27 protein-coding genes and 1 pseudogene are annotated in these 21,787 nt (G+C 45.2%); 13 read left to right on the top strand and 15 right to left on the bottom strand.

Annotated elements, in window-relative coordinates; all coding sequences use genetic code 11:
• Nucleotides 1–28: 28 nt before the first annotated feature.
• From FEF09_RS34955 to FEF09_RS23385, 7 genes and pseudogenes are all read right to left on the bottom strand, one after another.
• The gene (locus FEF09_RS34955; protein WP_146307354.1) at nucleotides 29–229 is read right to left on the bottom strand and encodes an Ig-like domain-containing protein; all 201 of its coding nucleotides are present in this window, start codon (nucleotides 227–229) and stop codon (nucleotides 29–31) included.
• A pseudogene (locus FEF09_RS34950) lies at nucleotides 216–340 on the bottom strand (Ig-like domain-containing protein). The gene FEF09_RS34955 and the pseudogene FEF09_RS34950 overlap by 14 nt, the downstream one beginning before the upstream one ends.
• 40 nt (nucleotides 341–380) lie before the next feature.
• Nucleotides 381–461: an Ig-like domain-containing protein gene (locus FEF09_RS34945; protein WP_409994879.1), complete on the bottom strand. Its 81-nt coding sequence runs from the start codon at nucleotides 459–461 to the stop codon at nucleotides 381–383.
• The gene (locus FEF09_RS23400) at nucleotides 440–796 is read right to left on the bottom strand and encodes a PKD domain-containing protein (protein WP_146307353.1); all 357 of its coding nucleotides are present in this window, start codon (nucleotides 794–796) and stop codon (nucleotides 440–442) included. The genes FEF09_RS34945 and FEF09_RS23400 overlap by 22 nt, the downstream gene beginning before the upstream one ends.
• Before the next feature lie 27 nt (nucleotides 797–823).
• Nucleotides 824–1,036 (bottom strand): hypothetical protein, encoded by a 213-nt coding sequence (locus tag FEF09_RS23395; protein WP_146307352.1) that lies wholly within the window; start codon nucleotides 1,034–1,036, stop codon nucleotides 824–826.
• A complete protein-coding gene (locus FEF09_RS23390) occupies nucleotides 1,023–1,328 on the bottom strand; it encodes a hypothetical protein (RefSeq protein WP_146307351.1) in 306 nt (101 codons plus the stop codon). The genes FEF09_RS23395 and FEF09_RS23390 overlap by 14 nt, the downstream gene beginning before the upstream one ends.
• A gap of 112 nt (nucleotides 1,329–1,440) precedes the next feature.
• Nucleotides 1,441–1,932, bottom strand: coding sequence for a hypothetical protein (locus FEF09_RS23385; protein WP_146307350.1), 492 nt, complete (start codon nucleotides 1,930–1,932; stop codon nucleotides 1,441–1,443).
• Nucleotides 1,933–1,937: 5 nt separating this feature from the next.
• On the opposite strand from FEF09_RS23385, the gene FEF09_RS33525 reads away from it, so the two are divergent.
• A complete protein-coding gene (locus tag FEF09_RS33525; RefSeq protein WP_261387701.1) occupies nucleotides 1,938–2,069 on the top strand; it encodes a hypothetical protein in 132 nt (43 codons plus the stop codon).
• 135 nt (nucleotides 2,070–2,204) lie between these two features.
• Here FEF09_RS33525 and FEF09_RS23380 read toward each other — a convergent pair whose 3' ends face one another.
• The 4 genes from FEF09_RS23380 to FEF09_RS23365 all read right to left on the bottom strand — a co-directional run bounded on the left by FEF09_RS23380 (nucleotide 2,205) and on the right by FEF09_RS23365 (nucleotide 5,750).
• Nucleotides 2,205–2,954, bottom strand: coding sequence for a PKD domain-containing protein (locus tag FEF09_RS23380; RefSeq protein ID WP_146307349.1), 750 nt, complete (start codon nucleotides 2,952–2,954; stop codon nucleotides 2,205–2,207).
• Nucleotides 2,936–3,277: a hypothetical protein gene (locus tag FEF09_RS23375; RefSeq protein WP_146307348.1), complete on the bottom strand. Its 342-nt coding sequence runs from the start codon at nucleotides 3,275–3,277 to the stop codon at nucleotides 2,936–2,938. The genes FEF09_RS23380 and FEF09_RS23375 overlap by 19 nt, the downstream gene beginning before the upstream one ends.
• Before the next feature lie 593 nt (nucleotides 3,278–3,870).
• Nucleotides 3,871–4,458, bottom strand: coding sequence for a hypothetical protein (locus FEF09_RS23370; protein WP_146307347.1), 588 nt, complete (start codon nucleotides 4,456–4,458; stop codon nucleotides 3,871–3,873).
• 524 nt (nucleotides 4,459–4,982) lie between these two features.
• Nucleotides 4,983–5,750: a hypothetical protein gene (locus FEF09_RS23365; RefSeq protein ID WP_146307346.1), complete on the bottom strand. Its 768-nt coding sequence runs from the start codon at nucleotides 5,748–5,750 to the stop codon at nucleotides 4,983–4,985.
• A gap of 8 nt (nucleotides 5,751–5,758) precedes the next feature.
• Between FEF09_RS23365 and FEF09_RS34550 the strand changes: the two genes are divergently transcribed.
• Together FEF09_RS34550 and FEF09_RS34545 are read left to right on the top strand one after the other, a co-directional pair.
• Complete coding sequence (locus FEF09_RS34550) at nucleotides 5,759–6,352, top strand: sigma-54-dependent transcriptional regulator (protein ID WP_315898181.1); 594 nt, start codon at nucleotides 5,759–5,761, stop codon at nucleotides 6,350–6,352.
• On the top strand, nucleotides 6,292–7,107 hold the full coding sequence (locus tag FEF09_RS34545; protein WP_315898180.1) for a sigma-54 dependent transcriptional regulator: 816 nt from the start codon (nucleotides 6,292–6,294) through the stop codon (nucleotides 7,105–7,107). The genes FEF09_RS34550 and FEF09_RS34545 overlap by 61 nt, the downstream gene beginning before the upstream one ends.
• A 208-nt stretch (nucleotides 7,108–7,315) precedes the next feature.
• On the opposite strand, the gene FEF09_RS23355 is transcribed toward FEF09_RS34545, so the two are convergent.
• Together FEF09_RS23355 and FEF09_RS23350 are read right to left on the bottom strand one after the other, a co-directional pair.
• Nucleotides 7,316–7,765, bottom strand: a complete 450-nt coding sequence (locus FEF09_RS23355) for an organic hydroperoxide resistance protein (RefSeq protein WP_146307345.1) — start codon at nucleotides 7,763–7,765, stop codon at nucleotides 7,316–7,318.
• A gap of 37 nt (nucleotides 7,766–7,802) precedes the next feature.
• Nucleotides 7,803–8,591: a DUF1223 domain-containing protein gene (locus tag FEF09_RS23350; protein ID WP_146307344.1), complete on the bottom strand. Its 789-nt coding sequence runs from the start codon at nucleotides 8,589–8,591 to the stop codon at nucleotides 7,803–7,805.
• Nucleotides 8,592–8,909: 318 nt separating this feature from the next.
• On the opposite strand from FEF09_RS23350, the gene FEF09_RS23345 reads away from it, so the two are divergent.
• The 8 genes from FEF09_RS23345 to FEF09_RS23310 all read left to right on the top strand — a co-directional run bounded on the left by FEF09_RS23345 (nucleotide 8,910) and on the right by FEF09_RS23310 (nucleotide 17,479).
• Entirely contained in the window at nucleotides 8,910–9,269 is a 360-nt protein-coding gene (locus FEF09_RS23345) for a hypothetical protein (protein ID WP_089814914.1), read from the top strand.
• 124 nt (nucleotides 9,270–9,393) lie between these two features.
• Entirely contained in the window at nucleotides 9,394–9,474 is an 81-nt protein-coding gene (kdpF, locus tag FEF09_RS34940; RefSeq protein WP_044219073.1) for a K(+)-transporting ATPase subunit F, read from the top strand.
• Between the two features lie 19 nt (nucleotides 9,475–9,493).
• Nucleotides 9,494–11,206, top strand: coding sequence for a potassium-transporting ATPase subunit KdpA (gene kdpA, locus FEF09_RS23335; protein WP_146307343.1), 1,713 nt, complete (start codon nucleotides 9,494–9,496; stop codon nucleotides 11,204–11,206).
• Between the two features lie 85 nt (nucleotides 11,207–11,291).
• A complete protein-coding gene (gene kdpB / locus FEF09_RS23330; RefSeq protein ID WP_146307342.1) occupies nucleotides 11,292–13,349 on the top strand; it encodes a potassium-transporting ATPase subunit KdpB in 2,058 nt (685 codons plus the stop codon).
• Between the two features lie 21 nt (nucleotides 13,350–13,370).
• Nucleotides 13,371–13,934 (top strand): K(+)-transporting ATPase subunit C, encoded by a 564-nt coding sequence (locus FEF09_RS23325; protein ID WP_146307341.1) that lies wholly within the window; start codon nucleotides 13,371–13,373, stop codon nucleotides 13,932–13,934.
• Between the two features lie 11 nt (nucleotides 13,935–13,945).
• Nucleotides 13,946–14,521, top strand: coding sequence for an N-acetyltransferase (locus tag FEF09_RS23320; RefSeq protein ID WP_261387700.1), 576 nt, complete (start codon nucleotides 13,946–13,948; stop codon nucleotides 14,519–14,521).
• A gap of 131 nt (nucleotides 14,522–14,652) precedes the next feature.
• A complete protein-coding gene (locus FEF09_RS23315; RefSeq protein WP_146307340.1) occupies nucleotides 14,653–15,777 on the top strand; it encodes a sensor protein KdpD in 1,125 nt (374 codons plus the stop codon).
• A 1-nt stretch (nucleotide 15,778) separates the two neighbouring features.
• Nucleotides 15,779–17,479, top strand: coding sequence for an ATP-binding protein (locus tag FEF09_RS23310; protein ID WP_146307339.1), 1,701 nt, complete (start codon nucleotides 15,779–15,781; stop codon nucleotides 17,477–17,479).
• 92 nt (nucleotides 17,480–17,571) lie between these two features.
• Here FEF09_RS23310 and FEF09_RS23305 read toward each other — a convergent pair whose 3' ends face one another.
• Nucleotides 17,572–18,000: a thioesterase family protein gene (locus FEF09_RS23305; protein ID WP_146307338.1), complete on the bottom strand. Its 429-nt coding sequence runs from the start codon at nucleotides 17,998–18,000 to the stop codon at nucleotides 17,572–17,574.
• A gap of 263 nt (nucleotides 18,001–18,263) precedes the next feature.
• Here FEF09_RS23305 and FEF09_RS23300 point away from each other — a divergent pair, with 263 nt between their 5' ends.
• Nucleotides 18,264–19,604, top strand: a complete 1,341-nt coding sequence (locus tag FEF09_RS23300) for an outer membrane beta-barrel protein (protein ID WP_146307337.1) — start codon at nucleotides 18,264–18,266, stop codon at nucleotides 19,602–19,604.
• Between the two features lie 93 nt (nucleotides 19,605–19,697).
• On the opposite strand, the gene FEF09_RS23295 is transcribed toward FEF09_RS23300, so the two are convergent.
• On the bottom strand, nucleotides 19,698–20,669 hold the full coding sequence (locus FEF09_RS23295) for an acyltransferase domain-containing protein (RefSeq protein ID WP_146307336.1): 972 nt from the start codon (nucleotides 20,667–20,669) through the stop codon (nucleotides 19,698–19,700).
• A gap of 385 nt (nucleotides 20,670–21,054) precedes the next feature.
• On the opposite strand from FEF09_RS23295, the gene FEF09_RS23290 reads away from it, so the two are divergent.
• A complete protein-coding gene (locus FEF09_RS23290) occupies nucleotides 21,055–21,567 on the top strand; it encodes an RNA polymerase sigma factor (protein WP_146307335.1) in 513 nt (170 codons plus the stop codon).
• Nucleotides 21,568–21,787: the final 220 nt, after the last annotated feature.

Raw genomic sequence — 21,787 nt, 5'->3', positions numbered from 1 at the left:
TCATTCACAGAGTAGCTATCATTGACTGCTACCGGCGGATCATTTCATTACCTACTTCCAGTCTCACTGTTGCTGTGTCACAAGCACCGGAACCATCGCATACCCGATAAGTGAATGTAGCAATGCCATTAAAGTTAGCCGGTGGCGTATACGTCAGCGAACCATTCCCATTTAAAACAAGTGTACCCACTGTCACAGGCGTTATATTACCGCCGTCAGTGATCTCCATCCGGATCATAGTCATTACCCAATACGCCCGGTGCCGGAATTGTAACCGTCATATCTTCCGTCAGGTGATATCATCGTCTACAGCTACCGGCGGATCATTTACCGGAGTAATAGCAATAGAAACAGTAGCAGTATTGGAAATAGTACCCAGATTATCTTACTGTATAAGTAAATACATCGCTACCATTATAATTGGCATTTGGCGTGTAAGTCACAACACCATTTGCTGCCACACTAACAGTACCATGTGTCGGCTGATTAACAATCGCCACACTCCTGTATTCAAGGTACCATCCACATCACTGTCGTTACTGAGTATATTGATGTTCACCGCAACATCCTCAGGCATAGTCACTGCATCATTATTCGCTACCGGAGCAGTATTAATGATGATCAGTACGTCATCTGTACTTGGTGTACATGGAGGATTGGTGATGGTCCAGCGGAAAGTATAAGTACCCGCCACCAGTCCGGTAACACTTGTATTATTGGCAGCTGGATTTACAATGTTCGCGGTATTCGGACCAGATGCCTGTGTCCATGTACCGGTACCTGTAGCAGGGGGCATTTGCCGCCAGCGTGGCTGTCGTCGTGTTCAGTGGTCCCTGATCAGGTCCTGCATTTGAAACAGTAGTGCTGCATTCACCGTTACCTGTATCACATTACTGAGACTGGTAGCACAACCATCAGAAGTTACCGTTCTTCTGTATTGGTAGTTTGTGCAATGGCGCGAAGGGGTATAGTTCTGTCCGTTGTTTGTACCCGGTGCAGCACTAAATGCACCACCGGCACACTCACTTCCATGCATAGGTATAAGTACCATTACCTCCCGCAGGTGTACTGCCAGTCAAAGCAGCCGGTGTAGAGCCGCTACAGATTGTCTGAGAAGCCGCAATGGTATTATTAGATAAAGAAGGATTGACGGTTACTGTCAGCACATTGGAATTAACATCTGCACAGCTGGCTGAACGGGTGATCCTGCGGAAGTAAGTAGTTTGTGATAAAGATGGTGCATATATTAGCCGTAGCACCAGAGATGTCAGAGAAACCAGCCGTTGTACTGGTAACAGAACTTTGCCACTGATAAGTAAATGTACCATTACCACCAGTCGCGGTGCGGTTGTTGGGTAAATGCAGCCGGGTCACCACTCGTACAGAATGTCTGATTACCAGCAATCACACCCGGGGTCAATGCCGCGTTCACCGTTACTGTCAACACATTATGATCATATCCGGACAAACTCCTGAACGGGTAATTCTTCTGTAATAAGTTGTCTGGTTGATCACCGCTGCATCATAGGCAGCTGCAGTAGCTCCACTGATATCAGTAAAGCCTGTGCTGGCACTTGTAACAGAACTCTGCCACTGATAAGTATAAGTTCCGCCGCCACCTGTAGGAGCCGTTGTCTGTGTGAATGCCACCGGATCGCCGGATACACAGAACTCCTGACTGGCGGCAATAGCGCCGGCAGTTAGCGCACTCTGTATGGTGATAGTCACCACATTACTTGTGCTGGCATTCGAACAGGCACCAGATGTTACCTGACGACGATAATAAGTGGTCGCACCTGCAGCCGGCGGATCATAAGACAAACCAGTAGCTCCCGCGATTAGTAAACGTGGTATTATCTGTACTGCTCTGCCACTGATAAGTAAACGTACCACTACCTCCCGCAGGAGTCGCACCGGTAATAATAGCGGCATCGCCTGTGGAACAGAATGTAGTCGTCGCCGGCGCTGTAATTGTATTATTAGTAATGGCAGACTGTATCGTGACAGTCACCACATTACTTGCACTCGCCGTTGTACATGCACCGGATGTGATCAGTCTGCGGAAATAGGTGGTCACACTTTGCACAGGCGGATCATACGACTGTGATGTCGCGCCACTGATATTTGTATAGGTTGAATTATCTGTTGATTGTTGCCACTGATAGGTATAAGTACACTACCACCAGTAGGTGTAGTACCGGTAATCACGCCGGATCTCCCGATCCACAGAAAGTGGTTGTGGCAGGAGCAGTAATCGTATTAGCTCCTAAAGCTGCCTGAACGGTAATGGACACATCACTGGTACTGGGCGTACAACTACCATTAGAAATGGTCCAACGGAATACATAGGTGCCGGTCACAAGACCGGTCACTGTAGACGTTGGCGAACTGATATTAGAGATCACTGCTGTTCCCGGTCCGCTGACCTGCGACCACGCACCTGTACCAACAGCAGGTGTATTAGCAGCCAGCGTCGTAGATGTAGCAGCACACAATGTCTGTGCAGGACCTGCCACTGAAGTTGTTGGCGTCTGTGATACGGTAGTCGCGTCTGTCTTAATATTATTACATCCTACACCAGAAGGCAAGGCATCACACTCCGACTGTGGATCAGTCGGAACTGCTGCATCCGGATTCGTCGCATCCGGATCTGTGACGTCCTGTGGACGCATAACGGCAGACGATACACTGAGTGTTCCGCCTGTCGGGAAAGAAGAGATTGTACCGGTAATAGTGAAAGTAACTACCGCAGCATTATTCATAGACAATGTAGCAGAGTATTGTGTAGCTGTAGTAGTACCACCAGTTACCACAGCGATCCCGCTTGTCAGTGCGGGTGTAACAGTCACATTAGTCAGATTAGCGGGGAAGTTAAACTCATAAGTTGCACCCACCACATTATTAGGACCATTATTCCTGACGGCTGTTGTATAAGTCACCGTTGCTCCTGACAAGGAGTAGCATTCGACTTAGTAATGCTGACCACTTCCAGGTCTGCTTCGCGCAACGTAATAATCAACGGCGTTGAGGTCGGTGTACTTGTCAGATAAGACCACGTATCAATGCCGTTCTCATTACCAAAGTCAGTACCACTATAAGCAGTTGAACCAAACTTGTGTCCGTTCGTATTACTGGATACACCTGCAGTGGCTGTACTGATAGGGTTTGATGGAGTACCGTTTACTGTCAGCTGGGAATCATCCCAATACACGATATCACTGGGAGATCCCGACCCGTTTGTACGCGTAATAATAATACCCGTCGGATTATTCTCCACATCAATAAAAGGGAAATGGACCTCACCGCAAACAGTACAACGCGGGTATTATAGGTCGTCGTTCCTGATAATACTTTTGCCCCCTGTCCGTTATTACCATCCCAATAAGCACTGTTAGTACCCACTACTGCACTACCTGTAAGACGCCTGTCTACCGCGTCCGTATAAACGCCATTGCCGTTGATGTCTATATCAACGGCGTAGTTGCGGCATATGTTGCGGTGAAGGTAATGTTCCCCCCTGCGGGATTTGTTCCCGCTACCCCCGGGGTCCCCTCTACCCCCGTAAATGTGAGGATAGAGGCCGATATGACCGGAGGTGTTGTTAAGAGCCACGTTGACCGGAGACACTGGATGCACTCGCGGGTAGATCTGCAGCAGGTGTATTGAAAAATATCTTGTGTGTAATATCTGTTTCTGTATCGGCTGTTCGGGGGTCTTTCAGACGCAGATTAGCCAGATCATCCACGCTTTTGTAGGAAGGATCACCGGAAGTGGTACGAAAACCTTTGTTGTTAGCTACGAAAGAAAAACCAAAACCTGCCTGACCATTATTATTTACAGTATAAATGTAACCATCGTTTGTCAGTACTCTTAAGATTGCATTGAAAGTGGCATTGGCAGCGCCGAGGTTTGCCGTAAAGATGTTTGTATAAAGGCGGCCGGGATAAATGCAGTATTTGCCGTATTTCTGACACTGACATCGAATGCTGCTATCATAGAAGTACCGGTAGGCTGTGTCCAGTTACCGGTGGAGACAATTGCAGTCGGATTGGTGGCTGAAGCAGCATTAGGTGGCACAAAGTCAATCTCCCATACACCCGCCTGTCCTGCACCTACAGTGATGATCGCCGGTACATATCCTGTCGTCAGCGAACCAACATTAGGTCCGTTTACTTCCTGCGTGCGGTTATTAATACGTCCCGTCGTGGTGCTCGTACCTGTCGTATACGTTACACCGTTAGGAGCCCGCAAATTAATTGTGCCGCTACCAATACCTTGTGCACTGGATCCGACGTAAATACGTTCTCCTACGTTCACATATACCTTCATCGTTCCCGTTGTGGGGAAAAGATTGTTCACGCTTACAGCGGATGCAGAATTGAGATAAGCACGATAACCACCACTCTGATTCAACTCTTTACTACCTTCTGCTCTCGCGACAGTGCGCGTGAAAATCATTGCTGTGATTAGCAGACACCAAATTTTCAGCCTTCGTAGAAGGCCGCGACAGTAAAATTCTACCATGCAGATGGATATAGGATTATATTATGACGTTTGATTGTTTGCAACATAGCATGACAACACAGCACGATTTCTCGCAATGCACAATTCATATAGGTTGTACTCTGAAGTAGGACGGGTTATGAGAATAAAATAAGGATTTCAACAGGATATACCTGGTAAAATAAAACTCGTGGGAAGGCTAAAGTTATGAATGGGAGCGGTTATGAGAATAAAGAAGATTTCCGGAGGGTCTACATACAACTTTATCACAACATGGGACATCTTTCTCTATAAGCAATTCAAATATATGTTAAAAGAATCAAAAAATCCAAAGTGAATAATTTATCTTTTATTCTCAAATAAGATAATTTACTATCATGAGAAAAAATGACCATGATAGTAAATTTTAATCCTTTTGTGGCAGAGATTGGTGGAATCGTAGGCCAATGGCCGTGAGCAACCCGGTTGACTTTCAGGTCTTAAACAGGTCTCGAAAATCTGATGGTTTTAACAATATCGATTGCGTCAGGAACGAATTTTTTGACGGTCGAATCTTTTGGGGGCACAGTCATGTTGAACTGAAACGCGATACCCTGACCTCTGACGAGCGTTACAGCAGCAAGCTCCAAAAAAGTGACACCTGTACGGGGAATATAATGACGGGTTCCCATAATCGCAATGGGTCTGTCATGTATAGTGAAACAAGTATCGATCAACACATTCCCTATTGGAGTACCCTCCGCATTCAATCGCTCCCTGAAACGTTTACTTTCAATACGTATCCTTGTAGTATCCCCATCCCTTAAATCATATATATGTGAAGGATAAACAATCGTTAATTGATCTACCGAATCATATGGCATTCCCATTGAGAAGAAGCCAGTCTCCTTAAAAATGCTGTTTCCCTTTGGCTGAAAACGACATTTTGTACGATCAGAAGGAGCATTATCCGTCTCATGCTCCCACACAAACGCCGTGTCATATCGTTCAGGCACATGCATCGTCACTATGCCCAGACTATCCATTAATTTTATAACTACTTTCTTTGAATGAGCAGGAATGACCTGCTGTTCTTTCCTGATATCACGGCAGGCCGATAAAAATAATATAATCGTTAACAGGGCATTTCTCATATTGAAAGGGATATAAGAAACAATATCTGTATTAATCGTCACATTTCCCAACGCCGTTACCGAAGACAACAGTTCCCCTGTCAAGATTCCAAAGAATATGTAATTTGCAGCCAAATAATTTTATGCCCGGAACTGTCCTTATAATAGATGATGAAGAGAAACTGCGCAGCCTGACGAAAAGGATTATCGCACTGGAAGGTTTTAACGTACTCGAAGCCGGTAATATCAAAAGTGCCCAGAAAATAATCGAAAAAGAAGAAATAGATGTTGTCCTTTGTGATGTAAAATTGCCTGATGGCAGTGGCGTAGACTATGCAAGGACAATCAAAGAGAAAAATCCTTCCATAGAAATTATCCTGCTTACCGCCTACGGCAATATTCCGGATGGCGTGCAGGCCATTAAAAACGGCGCCTTCGACTACCTTACCAAGGGAGACGACAACAACCGCATTATTCCCTTGCTTAACAGGGCTTTGGAAAAAGTGCAGCTTCAGAAACGTATCGAAAAACTGGAAAGTCAGGTAGGTAAAAAATACAGCTTTGACACGATCCTCGGTACCTCCCGTCCTATCCGGGATGCGATCGAACAAGCCAGTAAAGTAGCCCCGGCTGATACCACTGTACTATTGCTGGGTGAAACGGTACCGGAAAAGAAGTGTTTGCACAGGCGATCCATAATAATAGTAAACGTAACGGCAAGCCGTTTGTCGCACTGAATTGCAGTGCGTTCAGTCGTGAGTTACTGGAAAGCGAACTGTTTGGCTATAAAGCGGGCGCTTTTACCAATGCCAACCGCGATAAAAAAGGCTTGATAGAAGAAGCCAATACCGGCACCATCTTTCTGGACGAGATCGGGGAAATGCCACTGGATCTTCAGAGCAAATTACTGAGAGTACTGGAAACCGGCGAGTTTATTAAAGTAGGCGATACGAAGCCCACCAAGGTGAATGTCAGGATCATAGCAGCTACTAACCGGGACCTCAAGGAAGAGTCCCAAAAGGGGCATTTCCGTGAAGATCTGTACTACCGTCTGAACGTTTTTGCCATTACCCTCCCACCCCTGCGTGAGCGTAAAAAGGATATTCCACAACTGGTTGAATACTTTGTAGGGATCTTCTCCGCCAAAATCAATCAGCGCAAGCAAAAAGTCACACCAGCCTTCGTTGAAAAACTGCAATTGCATGAATGGAAGGGAAATATCCGCGAACTCAAAAACGTGCTGGAAAGGGCCGTTATTATGGCCGGTGGAGATGATCTGGCCGTGGAGCACCTCCCACTGGATTTGCAGATCGCAGATAAAGCCAGTACACCATTGTCGGCATTCGACTTAGCCAGTGTCGAAAAACTACACATTATCAGGGTTTTACATCATACCAAAAACAATAAAACAGAGGCTGCCCGCCTGCTGAATATTGGTCTGGCGACACTCTATCGTAAAATAGAGGAATACGGGCTTAATCATCAGCCATAAACGGCTGACTGAAACGCTTTATATCCTACCATTATACCCTCATTATGCCGTTATTTTTCCGCCATCAGTGGCATTCCCAGCCGCCTCTGAACGAAGAAACATCGTAGAAATGGTGGACAAATCTGGCTATAATGTCGTTATAATATAAAAGAAAAGACTCCTGCCTTCCGGCAGGAGTCGTCGCAGGTACGCCATTCTAACCTACGATTCAGACCAGGCTGATGTTCACATCAATATTGCCCCTGGACATTTTGGAATATGGACAAGTCTTATGCGCTGTATCTACCAGTGACTGCGCAGTTTCAGTATCCAGACCCGGTAAGTGTACTTTCAAACGGGCCTGCAACTGGAAGCCATTCGTATTTGAACCCAGATCCACTTCTGCATCTACATAACTACCTTCCGGCAGCTTCATATGTTGCTGTCCTGCTGCCAGTCGCATAGCACCAATGAAACAAGCAGACCAGCCTGCGGCAAACAGTTGCTCCGGATTCGTGCCATAACCCGGGAAGCCCGGGGAAGTCAGCTGAATATCCAGTTTGCCGTCATCACTGCGGGATACACCATCCCTTCCACCTGTTGTATGCGTTTTACCAGTATATAATACTTTTTCTATCGGTGTGAATACATTTGCTGTGGTTGTGTTGTTCGTTTCCATATATTAGAATTTTTGCTTGTTGCTTTGTTTTAGATAATTAGTTATTTGTCTGAAAATCAACTTTTGTTGCTGCAGTAATATGTCCATTACTGCTGTTCTGCAGAAAACCGATCAGCTCCCAGCCTTTTGTATCAAAATCCGCTGGCAACTCAAGTGTTACCTCTTTATTATTACCTGCAGGTACTTCTTTTAAAGCCCTTACAATCTGTACATGAGATAATTGTCTGCCTGCGTTTTCGCCTGCTCTTACATTACTCTGTCCATTTTTCTGTACCAGCGCCAGTACAAGCTTTGTGTTTTTCTTTACGGCCGTCTCCTCATGACTGATGATAAGTTTACCGTCCTCTTTTACGCTATGCAATGTCAATGTAGTGGCTGATTGCTGGTTAAGTGCATCCGCAATACCTCCTACTACAGAATGTTCATCAGAACCTATATATTCATTCGCGCCATTCACGACCAGCTGGGGGGTATAAACACCTGAGAGACTCAGCCAGTTGGCATACGCTTCCTGTCTTTGTGAATAGGCATGATCGCTGAACTTGTCCTTCCAGCCTTGTCTGTCCCAATAGTCAACATGATACGCCAGTATATATATGCGCTCATTTTTATTGCCTTTCTCAATTTTACCCATCAGTTCATCTGCTGGCGGACAGCTTGAACATCCTTCCGAAGTAAAGAGTTCTACCACGGCAAATCCCTTACTGTCGGTTGTCGTCTGCAAATGCCTGATTACCTTCTCATTCCGCAGATTGGAGAAAGCTACCATTGCGATAAACATTCCAATAAGTCCTGCACTGATAAAAAACACGCTAACTAGTCTCATATTCCTGCTATTTAATACTGTGAGTGTTACAATTAATTACAGTACAAATGGACGCCAAAACGGAAAGAAAGAGAAGAGGAAACGGGTAGTTCAGGCAAATTGAACTGTCAACCGGACAAGTGAAGGGACGAAAATCAGTCTCCCCCAAATTGATAAACCCCTCTCTCAAAATGAGAGGGTTTTTAGCATGGCATAAAGGGCAAAAAGCCCCAGTCAACTTTCACAACTAATTGATATAAAGCAATATAAAAGAATCCGCAGGGCTAAATTCAGGATCGGGCATGCCATTCGCCTTATCAGGGACGTAAATCAATTTTTATGAACCAATATGAAGCCGCCGCTCAGATAGCGGACGAAATACCAGAAATACAAAAGGAAATTGTACGTGCCCCTGTATTTGGAAGTGCATATCTCTCTGTAAAAGTATTGGCTAACTATACGGCGAAGATGTTACAACAACATCAGCTGCGTCAGGTACAGCTTTGTATGCTGCTGGCTGAAAAGATCTACAACCGTGGTAACCAGCTGGTAAAGACGGCAGTTGAAAATGTTTTCATCTTCTCTTTCTCCAGTTTCAGGATGTCCTGCAGTCGTCAGGAATGGCTGGAAATACAGCGCGTAATGCCCGCTGTACTCTTCTCCCTCTACATCCAGCAGGTGTTAAAACCGGGCGTTTAATCAATTACTATCAATAAAAACACAGTTATTATGTTGATCGCAATCTACCTGCTCATTATGCTGGTCTGCTTTTATCTCTTCTATAAATCACTGGATTTCTTCGAAAACATATAAATGAATATTTATGATGACATTATTGCTGATAATATCCATCCTCGTTTTTATATACCTGGTGTATGTTCTCCTGAAACCTGAAAAATTCTGATCTCAAACCATCTTAATAAATGAACAGCGAAATAACAGGTGTCATCCTCACCTTTATCATAACACTGGTGATTGCATTCCCGCTCGGAAAATATATCGCAAAAGTTTTCCACGGTGAACGCACTATCACAGACTTCCTCAATCCCGTAGAGCGTTTTATCTATCGCATCTGCGGTATAGATCCTCACAAAGAGATGAACTGGAAGCAACACATGGCAGCCATGTTATCCATTAATCTGGTATGGCTCATATACGCCTTCTTTATCCTGTTGTTTCAGTCTCATCTCCCACTCAATCCGGATGGTAACCCGGACATGACGCCGGATCTTGCTTTTAACACGGCCATCAGTTTCCTTGTAAACTGTAACCTGCAGCACTATTCCGGTGAAACCGGTGTTACCTATCTTTCCCAGCTGATCGTCATCACCTTCCTGCAATTCGTATCCGCAGCAACAGGTGTTGCCGCTGTAGCGGTACTGTTCAGAGCTTTTGCTGAAAAGACCACCGAGAAACTGGGTAACTTCTTCGTATTCTTCACCAAAACAATCACCCGTATACTCTTACCGCTCAGTATCATTATGGCCATCATACTGGCATTTAATGGTACACCTGCCAGCTTTGACGGCAAAGACAGTATTATTACGCTTCAGGGCGATTCTGTACAGGTATCAAGAGGCCCTGCTGCAGGTATGATCGCTATCAAACACCTTGGTACAAACGGTGGCGGATGGTTCGGCGCCAACTCCGCACACCCGCTGGAAAACCCGAACTATTTCACCAACGTCGTAGAGATCGTCGCACAGGTGATGCTGCCAATGGCGCTGATCTTTGCCTTCGGATTCTTCATCCGCAGAAAAAAACTGGGATATGTCATCTTCGGCGTCATGACAGCAGGTATGCTGACTCTCATGATACCCAATATGATCTCTGAAATGAGCGGTAATCCTTTACTGCATCATCTCGGCCTGAAAGACGTCACAGCAATGGAAGGGAAAGAAGTACGTCTGGGCGTTCCGGCATCTGCCTACTGGCAGGTGATGACGACCATCATCTCTACCGGTTCGGTGAACTCTATGCATGACAGTTCCATGCCACTTTCAGGCGCTATGCAGATGCTCGGTATGATGACTAACTGTTTCTATGGTGGTAAAGGCGTGGGTTTGCTCAACTACTTTATCTTCCTGATCATTGCGGTATTCATCTCCGGACTGATGGTAGGACGTACACCTGAATTCATGGGACGAAAAGTCGAAGCAAGAGAAATGAAAATTGCTGCTATCATCGCTTTGTTCCATCCATTCCTGATACTGGTAGGTACCGCATTATCTGCCTACTTCGCAACACACCATCCACAGCTCGCATGGTCCGTTCAACCGGCCAACTGGTTCAACAATCCATCTAATCATGGATTCTCCGAGATGCTGTATGAATATACTTCTTCCTCTGCCAATAACGGCTCCGGCTTTGAAGGTTTAGCAGACAACAATATCTTCTGGAATATTACAACGGGTATAGTAATGATACTCGGTCGTTTTATCCCTATTATCGGACCAGTAGCCATCGCCGGTATACTGGCCAAAAAGAAATATATCCCTGAGTCCGCGGGGACTTTGCAGACAGACACCACCACATTCGGTATCATGACTTACGCAGTCATCATGATCGTTGCGGCACTGGCTTTCTTCCCTGCACTGACGCTCGGTCCTATCGCAGAATATTTCCAGTCATATTGACGCCCTCAGTTATTATCCTATAGCACTATTGAGATTGAAAGTGCCTATCCTGTGAAAACCTTGTTTCGTAAAACTTTGAATTATCATGTCTGAAAATAATCATCAAACTAAACTACTCGAACCCGCTCTGGTAAGCGGCGCCCTGAAACAGGCATTCGTGAAATTGTCTCCGAAGAGCATGTTTCGCAATCCGGTGATGTTCACCGTAGAGATAGGCACCGCTATCATGTTGGCCGTTACGCTATATACTGCTTTTACCGGCGATACTAAGCAAGGTTCTTTCGGATACAATCTGGCAGTATTTATCATCCTGCTGCTGACCCTTCTCTTTGCCAACTTTGCAGAAGCCATCGCGGAAGCGAGAGGTAAGGCACAGGCAGAAAGTCTGCGTAAAACAAGAGAAGAAACACCGGCTAAAAAAGTATTGGCCATCGGTGAGGTATATACCAATGAAATCAAAATTGTTCCCTCTTCACAACTCCGCAAAGGGGACTTCTTTATCTGCGAAGCAGGTGATATGATCCCGATGGATGGAGAGATTATACAGGGGCTGGCTACGATCGATGAATCTGCTATTACCGGTGAATCTGCCCCGGTGATCCGGGAATCTGGTGGAGATAAATCATCTGTCACCGGCGGTACAAAAGTACTGAGCGACAAGATCAAAGTACGTGTAACAACCGATCCCGGCGAAAGCTTTCTGGATAAAATGATCGCACTGGTAGAAGGTGCCAGTCGCCAGAAAACGCCCAACGAAATTGCTTTGACTATCTTACTGGCAAGTTTCACACTGGTCTTCACCATCGTTTGCGTAACCTTAAAGCCCTTTGGTGACTATGCCAACACACCGATCACCATTGCTGCATTTGTGTCATTATTCGTGTGCTTAATACCTACAACTATCGGTGGTCTGCTCAGTGCGATCGGTATCGCCGGAATGGACCGCGCACTGAGAGCCAACGTGATCACCAAAAGTGGTAAAGCTGTAGAAACAGCCGGTGATATCGACACCCTGCTGCTTGACAAAACAGGTACCATCACTATCGGTAACCGTAAGGCGACTCACTTCTGGCCGGCTTATGCAATCGGCAAAAAAGAATTCTTTGAAGCCTGTGCATTAGCTTCTCTGGCAGATGAAACACCCGAGGGCAAATCCATCATCGAACTGGCCGCTGAAAAAGGTATTAAGGCCAATCAGCTGCAAAGCGAAAATGCGACCTTCATCGAGTTTACCGCAGAAACCCGCAGTAGTGGTATCAACCTCGATGGTATCCGTATCCGTAAAGGCGCTTTTGATGCCATCCGTAACATCGTCAGCAAAGCAGGCCACACATTCCCACAGGAAATGGAAGAGAAAGTAAAAGAAATTTCTTCTAATGGTGGTACCCCGCTGGTAGTGAGTCGTAACGAAGAAGTAATCGGTGTGATCGAACTACAGGACATCATCAAACCCGGTATCCGCGAACGCTTCGAGCGCCTGCGCCGTATGGGTGTAAAAACAGTGATGGTAACAGGTGATAACCCACTGACTGCAAAATATATTGCTGAAAAGGCAGGTGTAGATGACTTCATCGCGGAAGCAAAACCGGAGGATAAAATGATCTATATCCGCAAAGAACAGGAAGGCGGTAAACTGGTCGCCATGATGGGTGATGGTACCAATGACGCACCAGCACTGGCACAGGCAGACGTAGGTGTTGCGATGAACAGTGGTACGCAGGCAGCAAAAGAAGCCGGTAACATGGTGGACCTTGACAATGACCCTACCAAACTGATTGAGATCGTGGAAATCGGTAAACAGTTGCTGATGACCCGTGGTACACTCACCACCTTTTCTATCGCAAACGACGTGGCAAAATACTTCGCCATCGTACCAGCGCTCTTCGTAACCGCTATTCCGGCTCTGCAGGGTCTGAACATCATGCACCTTGCTTCTCCGGAAAGTGCTATTCTTTCCGCTGTGATCTTTAATGCAATCATTATTCCTGCATTGATCCCACTGGCACTGAAAGGCGTCGCTTACAAACCTATCGGTGCGAGCGCCCTGTTACGCAGGAACCTGCTGATCTATGGTTTTGGCGGTGTGCTTATACCATTTATCGGTATCAAGATCATCGATCTGTTCCTGTCTCTTTTTATGTAAAATAAGTTCAAAATAATTACCATGAAAAAGTATATCTGGCCTTCTGTAAAACTTTCCATTTTTATGATACTTGTACTCGCCGTACTGTATCCGTCACTGATCGCAGCCATATCCAAAGCAGCACCGGGACAGGGAAAGGGAAAAACAATCTCTGTAAATGGAAAAGTGGTTGGCTATGAAAACATCGGACAAAAATTCACTGATGACAAATACTTTAACGGTCGCCCTTCTGCCGTTGATTATAACGCTGCCGGATCTGCAGGCTCTAACAAAGCGGCCTCTAATCCGGACTACCAGCAACTGGTGCAGGACCGTATCGATACCTTCCTGATACACAATCCGGGTATCAACAAAGAAGACATCCCTGCCGAACTGGTAACAGCTTCAGGTAGTGGCCTTGATCCGGACATCTCTCCTGCCGCTGCAATGATTCAGGTAAAACGTGTCGCAGCAGCACGTCACCTCTCAGAAAACAAGGTCATTACCCTTGTATCTGACCATATCCGCGGCCCATGGCTGGGCATAGCAGGACCAGCAAAAGTAAACGTACTCAAACTTAATATCGCACTCGATACATTAAAATAAACCAACCCGAAATGGACAACGATAGAGTAATAGTCAGAAAGGCGGTGCTCTCCGACTGTAAATACGCCGCTATGATCACGGCAGAAATGGAAGCATCCGCCAAAGTAAGAGGTACCGGCATCAGCAAACGTTCCGTATCCGCTATTATGAAAAAGATAAGGGAGGGAAAAGCCGTTATCGCACTGACAGTAAATAAGATCTGGGTAGGATTCTCTTATATAGAGAGCTGGAGCAACGGCGCATTTGTATCCAACTCAGGTATGATCGTTAATCCGACATTCCGCGGACAGGGAATCGCCTCCCGTATCAAAAGGAGGATATTTCAGTTGTCACGTGAAAAATATCCGGAGGCTAAATTATTCAGCATTACAAGTGGACTGGCCATCATGCGCATGAACAGCAAATTAGGTTTTTTACCAGTCACCTTTAATGAAATAACCCGGGACCCGGAATTCTGGAAAGGATGCAAGAGTTGTGTTAACTTTAATATCCTGCAAAGAAAGGGTGCCAGAACTGCCTCTGTACGGCAATGCTTTATACGCCTCCTGCCGTACAAAAAGAAGAAGAAAAAGAAGGTCTGCTGTTAGCAGCAGGTGCTTACTAAACTTCTTACATGATTGATCTCACCTCTTCCGTACCAGGTATCGGGACACTTTTCTCATGATGAGAAGACACGCCCGGGCCCGGACGGAAAGTGAGTTTTTGAATAATACAGCCAATGAGCGACAAAGACAATAACGCCCAACACTTCCTCGACCTGATCCGTCAATCCAGAAGAGGGAAGTTTAAAATATACATCGGGATGAGCGCCGGTGTAGGCAAGACCTACCGCATGTTGCAGGAGGCCAGAACATTGTTACGCAATGGCGTCGATATCAAAATCGCCTATATCGAAACGCACAACCGTACTGAAACACACGCCCTGCTGGACGGATTACCCCTCATTCCCCGCAGGGAACTTTTCTACAAAGGCAAGGCACTGGAAGAACTGGATATGCAGGCCGTCCTCAATCTCCACCCGGAAGTGGTTGTTATAGACGAACTTGCCCATACCAATATCGAAGGTAGCAAAAACGAAAAACGCTGGCAGGATGTGATGGAAATACTGGAAGCCGGCATCAACGTGATCAGCGCCGTCAATATACAGCATATTGAAGGGCTACAAGAGGAGGTAAAGCACATCACCGGTGTCGATGTGGCTGAACGTATTCCCGATCTCGTGCTGCAACAGGCAGATGAAGTCGTGAATATCGATCTGACGGCAGATGAACTGGTTACCCGGCTCAAAGAAGGTAAGATCTATACCGCGGACAAGATCGCCGTAGCCATGAAAAACTTCTTTCAGCCGGAAAGGATATTACAACTCAGAGAACTGGCCCTGAAAGAAGTAGCCACACAGGTAGAACGTAAAATTGAATCCTCCCTCCCCCGGACCGCACATCCCCGCAATGAACGTTTTCTCGCCTGCGTCAGCAGCAATCATGTAATAGCTAAAAAGGTGATCCGTAAAACCGCCAGACTGGCTGCCTACTATCAGTCCAAATGGTACGTACTCTACGTCCAGACACCCAAAGAAGACGGCGACAAGATCGGTCTTGCAGCACAAAGACACCTGATCAATAACTTCAAACTCGCGATGGAACTGGGTGGAGAAGTCATAAAAGTAAAAAACAGTAATATTGCTAAAAGTATTATGCAGACCGCCGATGAGAAAAAGGTCACTACGATCTGCCTCGGCAAACCTCATTTGAATGTAATGGGTATGCTGCTGAATACAGCCGTTTTCTCCCAGCTGTTAGGTAAGCTGTCAGAATCGGATATTGACATTATAATTCTTTCCTGACATGCGCCTCAAGACGAAATTAAGTATAGGCATCGGATTCTTATTTATAGCAATTCTTATCTCCGGCATACTGGGTATCTACTCCATACACCAGCTGAAAAAAGACGCGCGCCTTATATTAGAAGACAACTACGAAACGCTCGTTTACAGTAACAACATGCTGTCACTGATGGATCGTGTGCCTTTTGATTCAGCGGTACTGCGTGAGTTTAACGACAATCTTGTTAAACAGGAAGCCAATATCACCGAACAGGGAGAAGCCGCGGCCACTGCAGCTGTCAGAAATATCTTCGAACAACTGAAACACGATCCTGATAACGACTCTTTACAAAGTATTATCCGCCGGAAAATATACCAGATCAATACCGCCAATCAGCAAGCCATCTTTCGTAAAAACACCCTTGCCGAAAGTAATGCCAGACGTTTCAGCAATTTCACCATGATCATCTTTGGCTTTCTGGCGCTGATTGCTTTTACGCTGGCTGTGAACTTCCCCGGTATCATCAGCGAGCCGGTAAAGGCGCTTGCTGACGGTATAAAGGCGATTGTAAACAAAGACTATTCTAAAAGGATCCGTATCTCCCAGCACGATGAATTCGGAGAACTGGCACAGGCATTTAACAGCATGGCCGAAAAACTGGATGAATACGAACATAGTAATCTGGCGAAGATAAAATTTGAGAAAAGCCGTATTGATACTATCATTAATCAGATGAATGATGGCATCATCGGACTGGATGAAAACAGGAATCTGCTTTTTCTGAACAAGGTTGCGGAGAAACTACTCGGGCTTCGCGAAGTTGAGATCATGGGGCAATATGCACCTGATATCGCGGTCAACAATGACCTGATGCGTAGTCTCCTGAAAACGGATAGTCCGGCGAAAGAACTAAAGATCTTTGCTGATCAGAAAGAAAGCTATTTTCACCTCGATATACTGAATGTTACCAATAATGAAAAAGTGATCGGTCAGGTGATCGTATTGCGGAATATCACCCCATTCCACGAACTCAATGAAGCGAAAACCAATTTCATTGCCACTATTTCACATGAACTGAAAACACCGATCGCTTCCATCAAAATGAGCGCCCAGCTGCTAACCGATACCCGCGTGGGAGCCGTGAACAGAGAGCAGGAAGAACTGGTAAAAAGTATTACTGATGATGCCAACCGCCTGCTGAAGATCACCAGTGAGTTACTGAATATCAGTCAGGTGGAAACAGGACATATACAATTAAAAATTGAACCCGTATCCCCTGATATCATTATCGACAATGCCACCAATACGGTCAGTGCACTGGCGCAACAAAAGAATATCGCCTTACGCATCCATAATAACACCCACGCATACAAGATCATGACCGATCCGGAGAAAACAGCGTGGGTACTGACTAATTTCCTTACCAATGCTGTCAAATATTCACCTGAGGATGGTGAAATAGAACTGACAACCACTATCCGGAATAACAGCGTTGAATTTTCCGTGGCAGATCATGGCCGGGGTATTGAAGAAAAATACCTGTCAAGGATCTTCGACAGATATTTCAAAGTACCCGGCACACCGGAGAAAGTAGGAACCGGATTAGGGCTATCTATCTCCCGTGAATTTATCGAAGCACAGGGAGGAAATATCTGGGTGGACAGCACACTGGGAGAAGGCAGTACGTTTGGATTTACATTGCCCCTGTTTACTGCAGAATGAAAATAAAGAAGCCACCTCTCCTGAAGAAAGATGGCGCTATAAAAATCCCGGACCGCTTTCGCCATCCGGGAATATAATTGTAGCAAAACCTTCTATTTCAGTGTTGCGATGTCCAGTTTAGGTGCATCTTTCACTTTCTCCGCCATTTCAGCCGGCAGATAGGGTCTGCCACCGGTAGCGGCCACACAGGTACCTGTGAATACGGCGCTTGTCATCACTTTACCATTCATGATAATGGACTGTTTGAAATGCAGTCTTGGCTGACCACCGGCATCTGCATGCAGTTCGCAGGTGACAGTGAATTCGTCATCCTTTTTCAGGGAACGTAAAAACTTCAGGGTATACTGAGACAATACCATGTGCACACCTTTCGCCGCTTCTTCAGCAAAATCAAAACCCAGTACTTCTTTAATATAGTCGTGACGGCACCACTCCATGTAAAAAGGATAGTATAAACCATCCATGATACCCTGCACGTCAATATGTTCCTCTTTTACCTTATAGTTTTTTGAATACTCCATGACTTACTACCGTTTTTATGTGGCCGCAAATATAAGTACTGATCCGTTGATTTCATTCATACTGCCAATCCCCGAAAACGGGGATAGTCGCCTTTACCCTATCAAAATCAATAAAAGCCTTCTCAAAACGAGACGGTTTTGAGGATTGGCATAGCATGTAAAATAAATACAAAACAATAATAACCAATGCTTTAAGAAGAAAGGGACAGCTCAGGCATTTCGTTTGGCTACAGAGGTCCGAACAAAACATCATAACCTTTTGTATGAAAAAGCATGTATTTACGACTGCCTTCATTTGTGCGTCAGCAATGGCAATGGCTCAGGACACCGTTCAACCCGCTTCGAAAGTTCCTTTTGAGGGCATGAATCTGACCTGGGTCAACGGACAAAACAGGCAGTCATCTTCTCCGTTACAACTGAAAGATAAAGACGGAGAAGTTATTCTCACCGGAACAGTACTGACAGACGCGTATTTTAACTACAACTTTGCACGCCCAAAGGACAACACACAAACTATTTCTGCCGCCACCGGCCGTGCCAATGAATTTTCCATTAATCAGGCGAGCATTGGTATAGAAAGTAATTATAAAAATGTGATTGGCCGTCTCTGGTTACAGACCGGCGGTATGACACACATTGTACAGGAGGCCGATGGCTCCGTGACAAGGGGTCGTAATACCGGTACAGGTAACCTGAAATTTATCCGCGAAGCCGCAGCCGGTTACCATTTCAACTACAAGTACGGACTGAATATCGAGGCAGGTATCTTTATGAGTTATATCGGACTGGAAAGCTATGTGCTGCAGGAAAACTGGAGCTATCAGCGTAGTATGGTCTGCGATTTCACACCCTTCTATTTTCAGGGAGCAAGGGTACAATTTTATCCTACCAAAAAATATAAAGTTGAACTGTGGTTGCTGAATGGCTGGCAAACCTATAACAGCTGGAGTAAAAACATCGGATTCGGTAACTCTAACTATTACCGTCCTTCCGAAAACGTACAGCTGGTTGCCAACTTCTACTATGGTAACGATACCCATGTAGCTGGTTCGACATCATTGTCTAAAGTACGTCGCTTCCATCACGACAACAGTATCGTGGCTCGTTACTTTAAAAACCCCGGTTCGAAAGGAATATCGCAGGCTGCATTTAGTCTGAACACCCACTATGGCTTCCAGTCTGGTGATGGTGTAAAGGCAAAAGACAACTATATGACCGGTAGTTCTCTGACCAACCGCATATGGTTCAACAAAAACAAATTAGCGTTGACGATGAGAGGTGACTTTGTGACCAACCCCGGCGGTTATCTGGCATTCGTTCCTGCTGCACCAAGTGCAACACCTAATGCTTATGATCAGGCAATTGCTTCCGGTAAGGATCTCAAAATGACACAACTGAGTGCCACCTTCGACATCATGCCGAACGATTTCGTAACATTCCGTTTCGAATTTGCCCACAGAAATGCCAACGTGCCTTACTTCGCAGGTCACGGTGGTACCACCTCACAGACTGGTTTCACTTCAGATCCGGTAGATCCGACATGGTTACCTGACCTTGTGAAAACAGAAAATCGCCTGATCATGGCTGTAAATTTCAGATTATAATACGTAGCGTTTGCTGTTCTTAAGTGTTAGCTAATCGGCCGGAGTACTTTGTACTTCGGCCTTTCATTTTATGAACCTTACCCATCATCATGTCTAGCTATACAGAGAAAGTGCCTGTCTTTGCTGCACCAGCAGTTTAAGGTTTTTCAATTCCTGTCCGAAGGGATTCATGATCATATGTCTCGTTGACGAAGACGAAGGTGAGAGTATTTTGGTAAGCAGATGATTACAACTGCCCGAAGGGCTACAATCCACATAAAAACAAGGGCCGCTTTCTTCCAGCTGATTCACGGCTGCTGTAAAACGGATCGGTTCCCGCACCGCATCCCAGAAATAAGTGGCATCTACTTTGGAGATTTGTCTGGCCTGCACACCCGAAAAGAAAGTAATAAGGGGCTGTGCAAAACCAACATGACGTAAAGTATTCAGAAACTGATCCCGGGCACTGTCCAATAAAAGGTTATGAAAAGGATACTTTACGGGAAGTACACTATAGGGCAATCCTTTACCATCCAGATATGCCTGTATGGCAATAAGTGCCCCCTGACTCGCTGACAAGGTGAAATGCCCTTCATAGTTAACAGCAATGATCGCTGCATTATCCCGCAACAGAGGAATGCTATCATACATTGCAGGATCGCCAAGAATGGTGATCATCCCACCTTTACAACATTGTTGTTCAATAATACGCGCCTGTTCGATCAGTGCATAAAGCATATCTACAGGACGCACAGCACCACTTACTGCGGCAGCAACTGTTTCTCCGAGATTGCTACCTAATACGCAGTCCGGCCGCATATGCATCTCTTCCTGCAGGTATCTGGCCATGGCATACTGCACCATGAAAATAGCGGGGTTAGTGAATCTGATATCATCAAAGGTGTCTTCACGATGATGGTATTTGTCATAAATATATTCGACAACAGAAGCGCCCATCATTTTACGCACTTCTTTATCAAGGGTTAACAGGGTGTTGCGGAAATGCACATTGGTATTGAACAGTTCAGCGCCCATGTTGTAATACTGGCAACCCTGTCCGGCAAACAGGAAAACAATAGCAGGCATAGTGGGAAATTTGAGCTTTTAAATAGGGCACATAAAATTTTGTGTCTGGCTGCTGATATCCGGGGTTTCCATTTAAGCAATTTTATGGGTTATCAATCACCGGGTTACAAATCTCTTAAGTTATTTCATTGCTTTAAACTGAGGATATCAACTGAAACTAAATTTAATATAATAAAATCAAACAAACAAGTAACTGCGGCGGAATGACGGGTAAATTAACAGCAGGTATTTTAAAACTGCACACTTTTAAATAAAATTGTTTTCATCATGAAAAATGACCGCACTTCACACGTATTTATCTAATGTTGAAAAGTAGCTATTGAGAATGTAAGTGTTAACATTCAGTTAATCTACGAAGGTTATCTTTAACACTCAATGTAATAGTATGATTTTGTCCTTGAGCCCCGCCAAGAGAAAAGAGTTCAACGCTATTTACCATGCCACTCATGGAAGACTATACAATACATTTTTAAAGTTGACCAAAGATGAGACACTTGTAAAAGATATTCTCCAGCAATGTTACCTGAAGCTCTGGGAAAACTGGGAGCAGATTGCCGACAAAACAGACGTATACCCATTACTTTTCACCTATTCGCGTAACATCTTTATTGACGAGTTACGTAAAATAAAAGCCAGAAAGACCTTGTTGCAGCACATCGGGGCAACGGGAGAAAGCAGTGCCAGTTCTGAAGACCATTATATGCTGAAAGAATGTCTGGCTACCGTCAATACTGCGGTAAAACATATGCCGGCAAGAAGAAGAGAAGTATATAAACTGGCCTTGGAAGAAGGCATGAGCAGAAGGAATATTGCCGACCTGTTGTCACTGTCCCCCAATACAATTGACTGTCATTTACAGGAAGCCATGAAGACCATTCGCACCATTGTGAACAGCTAACCAGAGGAAGATCCCTATATTATTATTTTTCTTATTCCATTGCAGGTAGTTTATTACCTGTAGTCCTATTATTTTTCTGCTAAAAAATATTAAATTTGCGTAACAGCTTATAGCCAAATGCTGTGATAAATACGCAAAGAAATGCCGCTACCAGGAATAGCGGCATTTTTTATTCGTTATAGTTAACAGAAGATGAAGGCTTACAATCGTTTTTAAATAT

This window comes from Chitinophaga pinensis, from assembly GCF_007896845.1.
Taxonomy (GTDB): domain Bacteria; phylum Bacteroidota; class Bacteroidia; order Chitinophagales; family Chitinophagaceae; genus Chitinophaga; species Chitinophaga pinensis_C.
The sequence above is the reverse complement of the archived record's forward strand: the minus strand, read 5'-3'. Positions and strand labels throughout refer to the sequence as shown.

What these genes read in the sequence shown, in the direction of transcription:
- FEF09_RS23305 (WP_146307338.1), bottom strand. Translation starts at nt 18,000, where the DNA reads ATGGAGTATTCAAAAAACTATAAGGTAAAAGAGGAACATATTGACGTG.
- FEF09_RS23345 (WP_089814914.1), top strand. Translation starts at nt 8,910, where the DNA reads ATGAACCAATATGAAGCCGCCGCTCAGATAGCGGACGAAATACCAGAA.
- FEF09_RS23390 (WP_146307351.1), bottom strand. Translation starts at nt 1,328, where the DNA reads ATGGTACATTTACTTATCAGTGGCAAAGTTCTGTTACCAGTACAACGG.
- FEF09_RS23400 (WP_146307353.1), bottom strand. Translation starts at nt 796, where the DNA reads ATGCCCCCTGCTACAGGTACCGGTACATGGACACAGGCATCTGGTCCG.
- FEF09_RS34955 (WP_146307354.1), bottom strand. Translation starts at nt 229, where the DNA reads ATGGAGATCACTGACGGCGGTAATATAACGCCTGTGACAGTGGGTACA.
- FEF09_RS23290 (WP_146307335.1), top strand. Translation starts at nt 21,055, where the DNA reads ATGATTTTGTCCTTGAGCCCCGCCAAGAGAAAAGAGTTCAACGCTATT.
- FEF09_RS23310 (WP_146307339.1), top strand. Translation starts at nt 15,779, where the DNA reads ATGCGCCTCAAGACGAAATTAAGTATAGGCATCGGATTCTTATTTATA.
- FEF09_RS23355 (WP_146307345.1), bottom strand. Translation starts at nt 7,765, where the DNA reads ATGGAAACGAACAACACAACCACAGCAAATGTATTCACACCGATAGAA.
- FEF09_RS23295 (WP_146307336.1), bottom strand. Translation starts at nt 20,669, where the DNA reads ATGCCTGCTATTGTTTTCCTGTTTGCCGGACAGGGTTGCCAGTATTAC.
- FEF09_RS23370 (WP_146307347.1), bottom strand. Translation starts at nt 4,458, where the DNA reads ATGATTTTCACGCGCACTGTCGCGAGAGCAGAAGGTAGTAAAGAGTTG.
- FEF09_RS23320 (WP_261387700.1), top strand. Translation starts at nt 13,946, where the DNA reads ATGGACAACGATAGAGTAATAGTCAGAAAGGCGGTGCTCTCCGACTGT.
- FEF09_RS23325 (WP_146307341.1), top strand. Translation starts at nt 13,371, where the DNA reads ATGAAAAAGTATATCTGGCCTTCTGTAAAACTTTCCATTTTTATGATA.
- kdpA (WP_146307343.1), top strand. Translation starts at nt 9,494, where the DNA reads ATGAACAGCGAAATAACAGGTGTCATCCTCACCTTTATCATAACACTG.
- FEF09_RS23385 (WP_146307350.1), bottom strand. Translation starts at nt 1,932, where the DNA reads ATGCCGCTATTATTACCGGTGCGACTCCTGCGGGAGGTAGTGGTACGT.
- kdpF (WP_044219073.1), top strand. Translation starts at nt 9,394, where the DNA reads ATGATGACATTATTGCTGATAATATCCATCCTCGTTTTTATATACCTG.
- FEF09_RS23395 (WP_146307352.1), bottom strand. Translation starts at nt 1,036, where the DNA reads ATGCATGGAAGTGAGTGTGCCGGTGGTGCATTTAGTGCTGCACCGGGT.
- kdpB (WP_146307342.1), top strand. Translation starts at nt 11,292, where the DNA reads ATGTCTGAAAATAATCATCAAACTAAACTACTCGAACCCGCTCTGGTA.
- FEF09_RS23300 (WP_146307337.1), top strand. Translation starts at nt 18,264, where the DNA reads ATGAAAAAGCATGTATTTACGACTGCCTTCATTTGTGCGTCAGCAATG.
- FEF09_RS23350 (WP_146307344.1), bottom strand. Translation starts at nt 8,591, where the DNA reads ATGAGACTAGTTAGCGTGTTTTTTATCAGTGCAGGACTTATTGGAATG.
- FEF09_RS23315 (WP_146307340.1), top strand. Translation starts at nt 14,653, where the DNA reads ATGAGCGACAAAGACAATAACGCCCAACACTTCCTCGACCTGATCCGT.
- FEF09_RS34550 (WP_315898181.1), top strand. Translation starts at nt 5,759, where the DNA reads ATGCCCGGAACTGTCCTTATAATAGATGATGAAGAGAAACTGCGCAGC.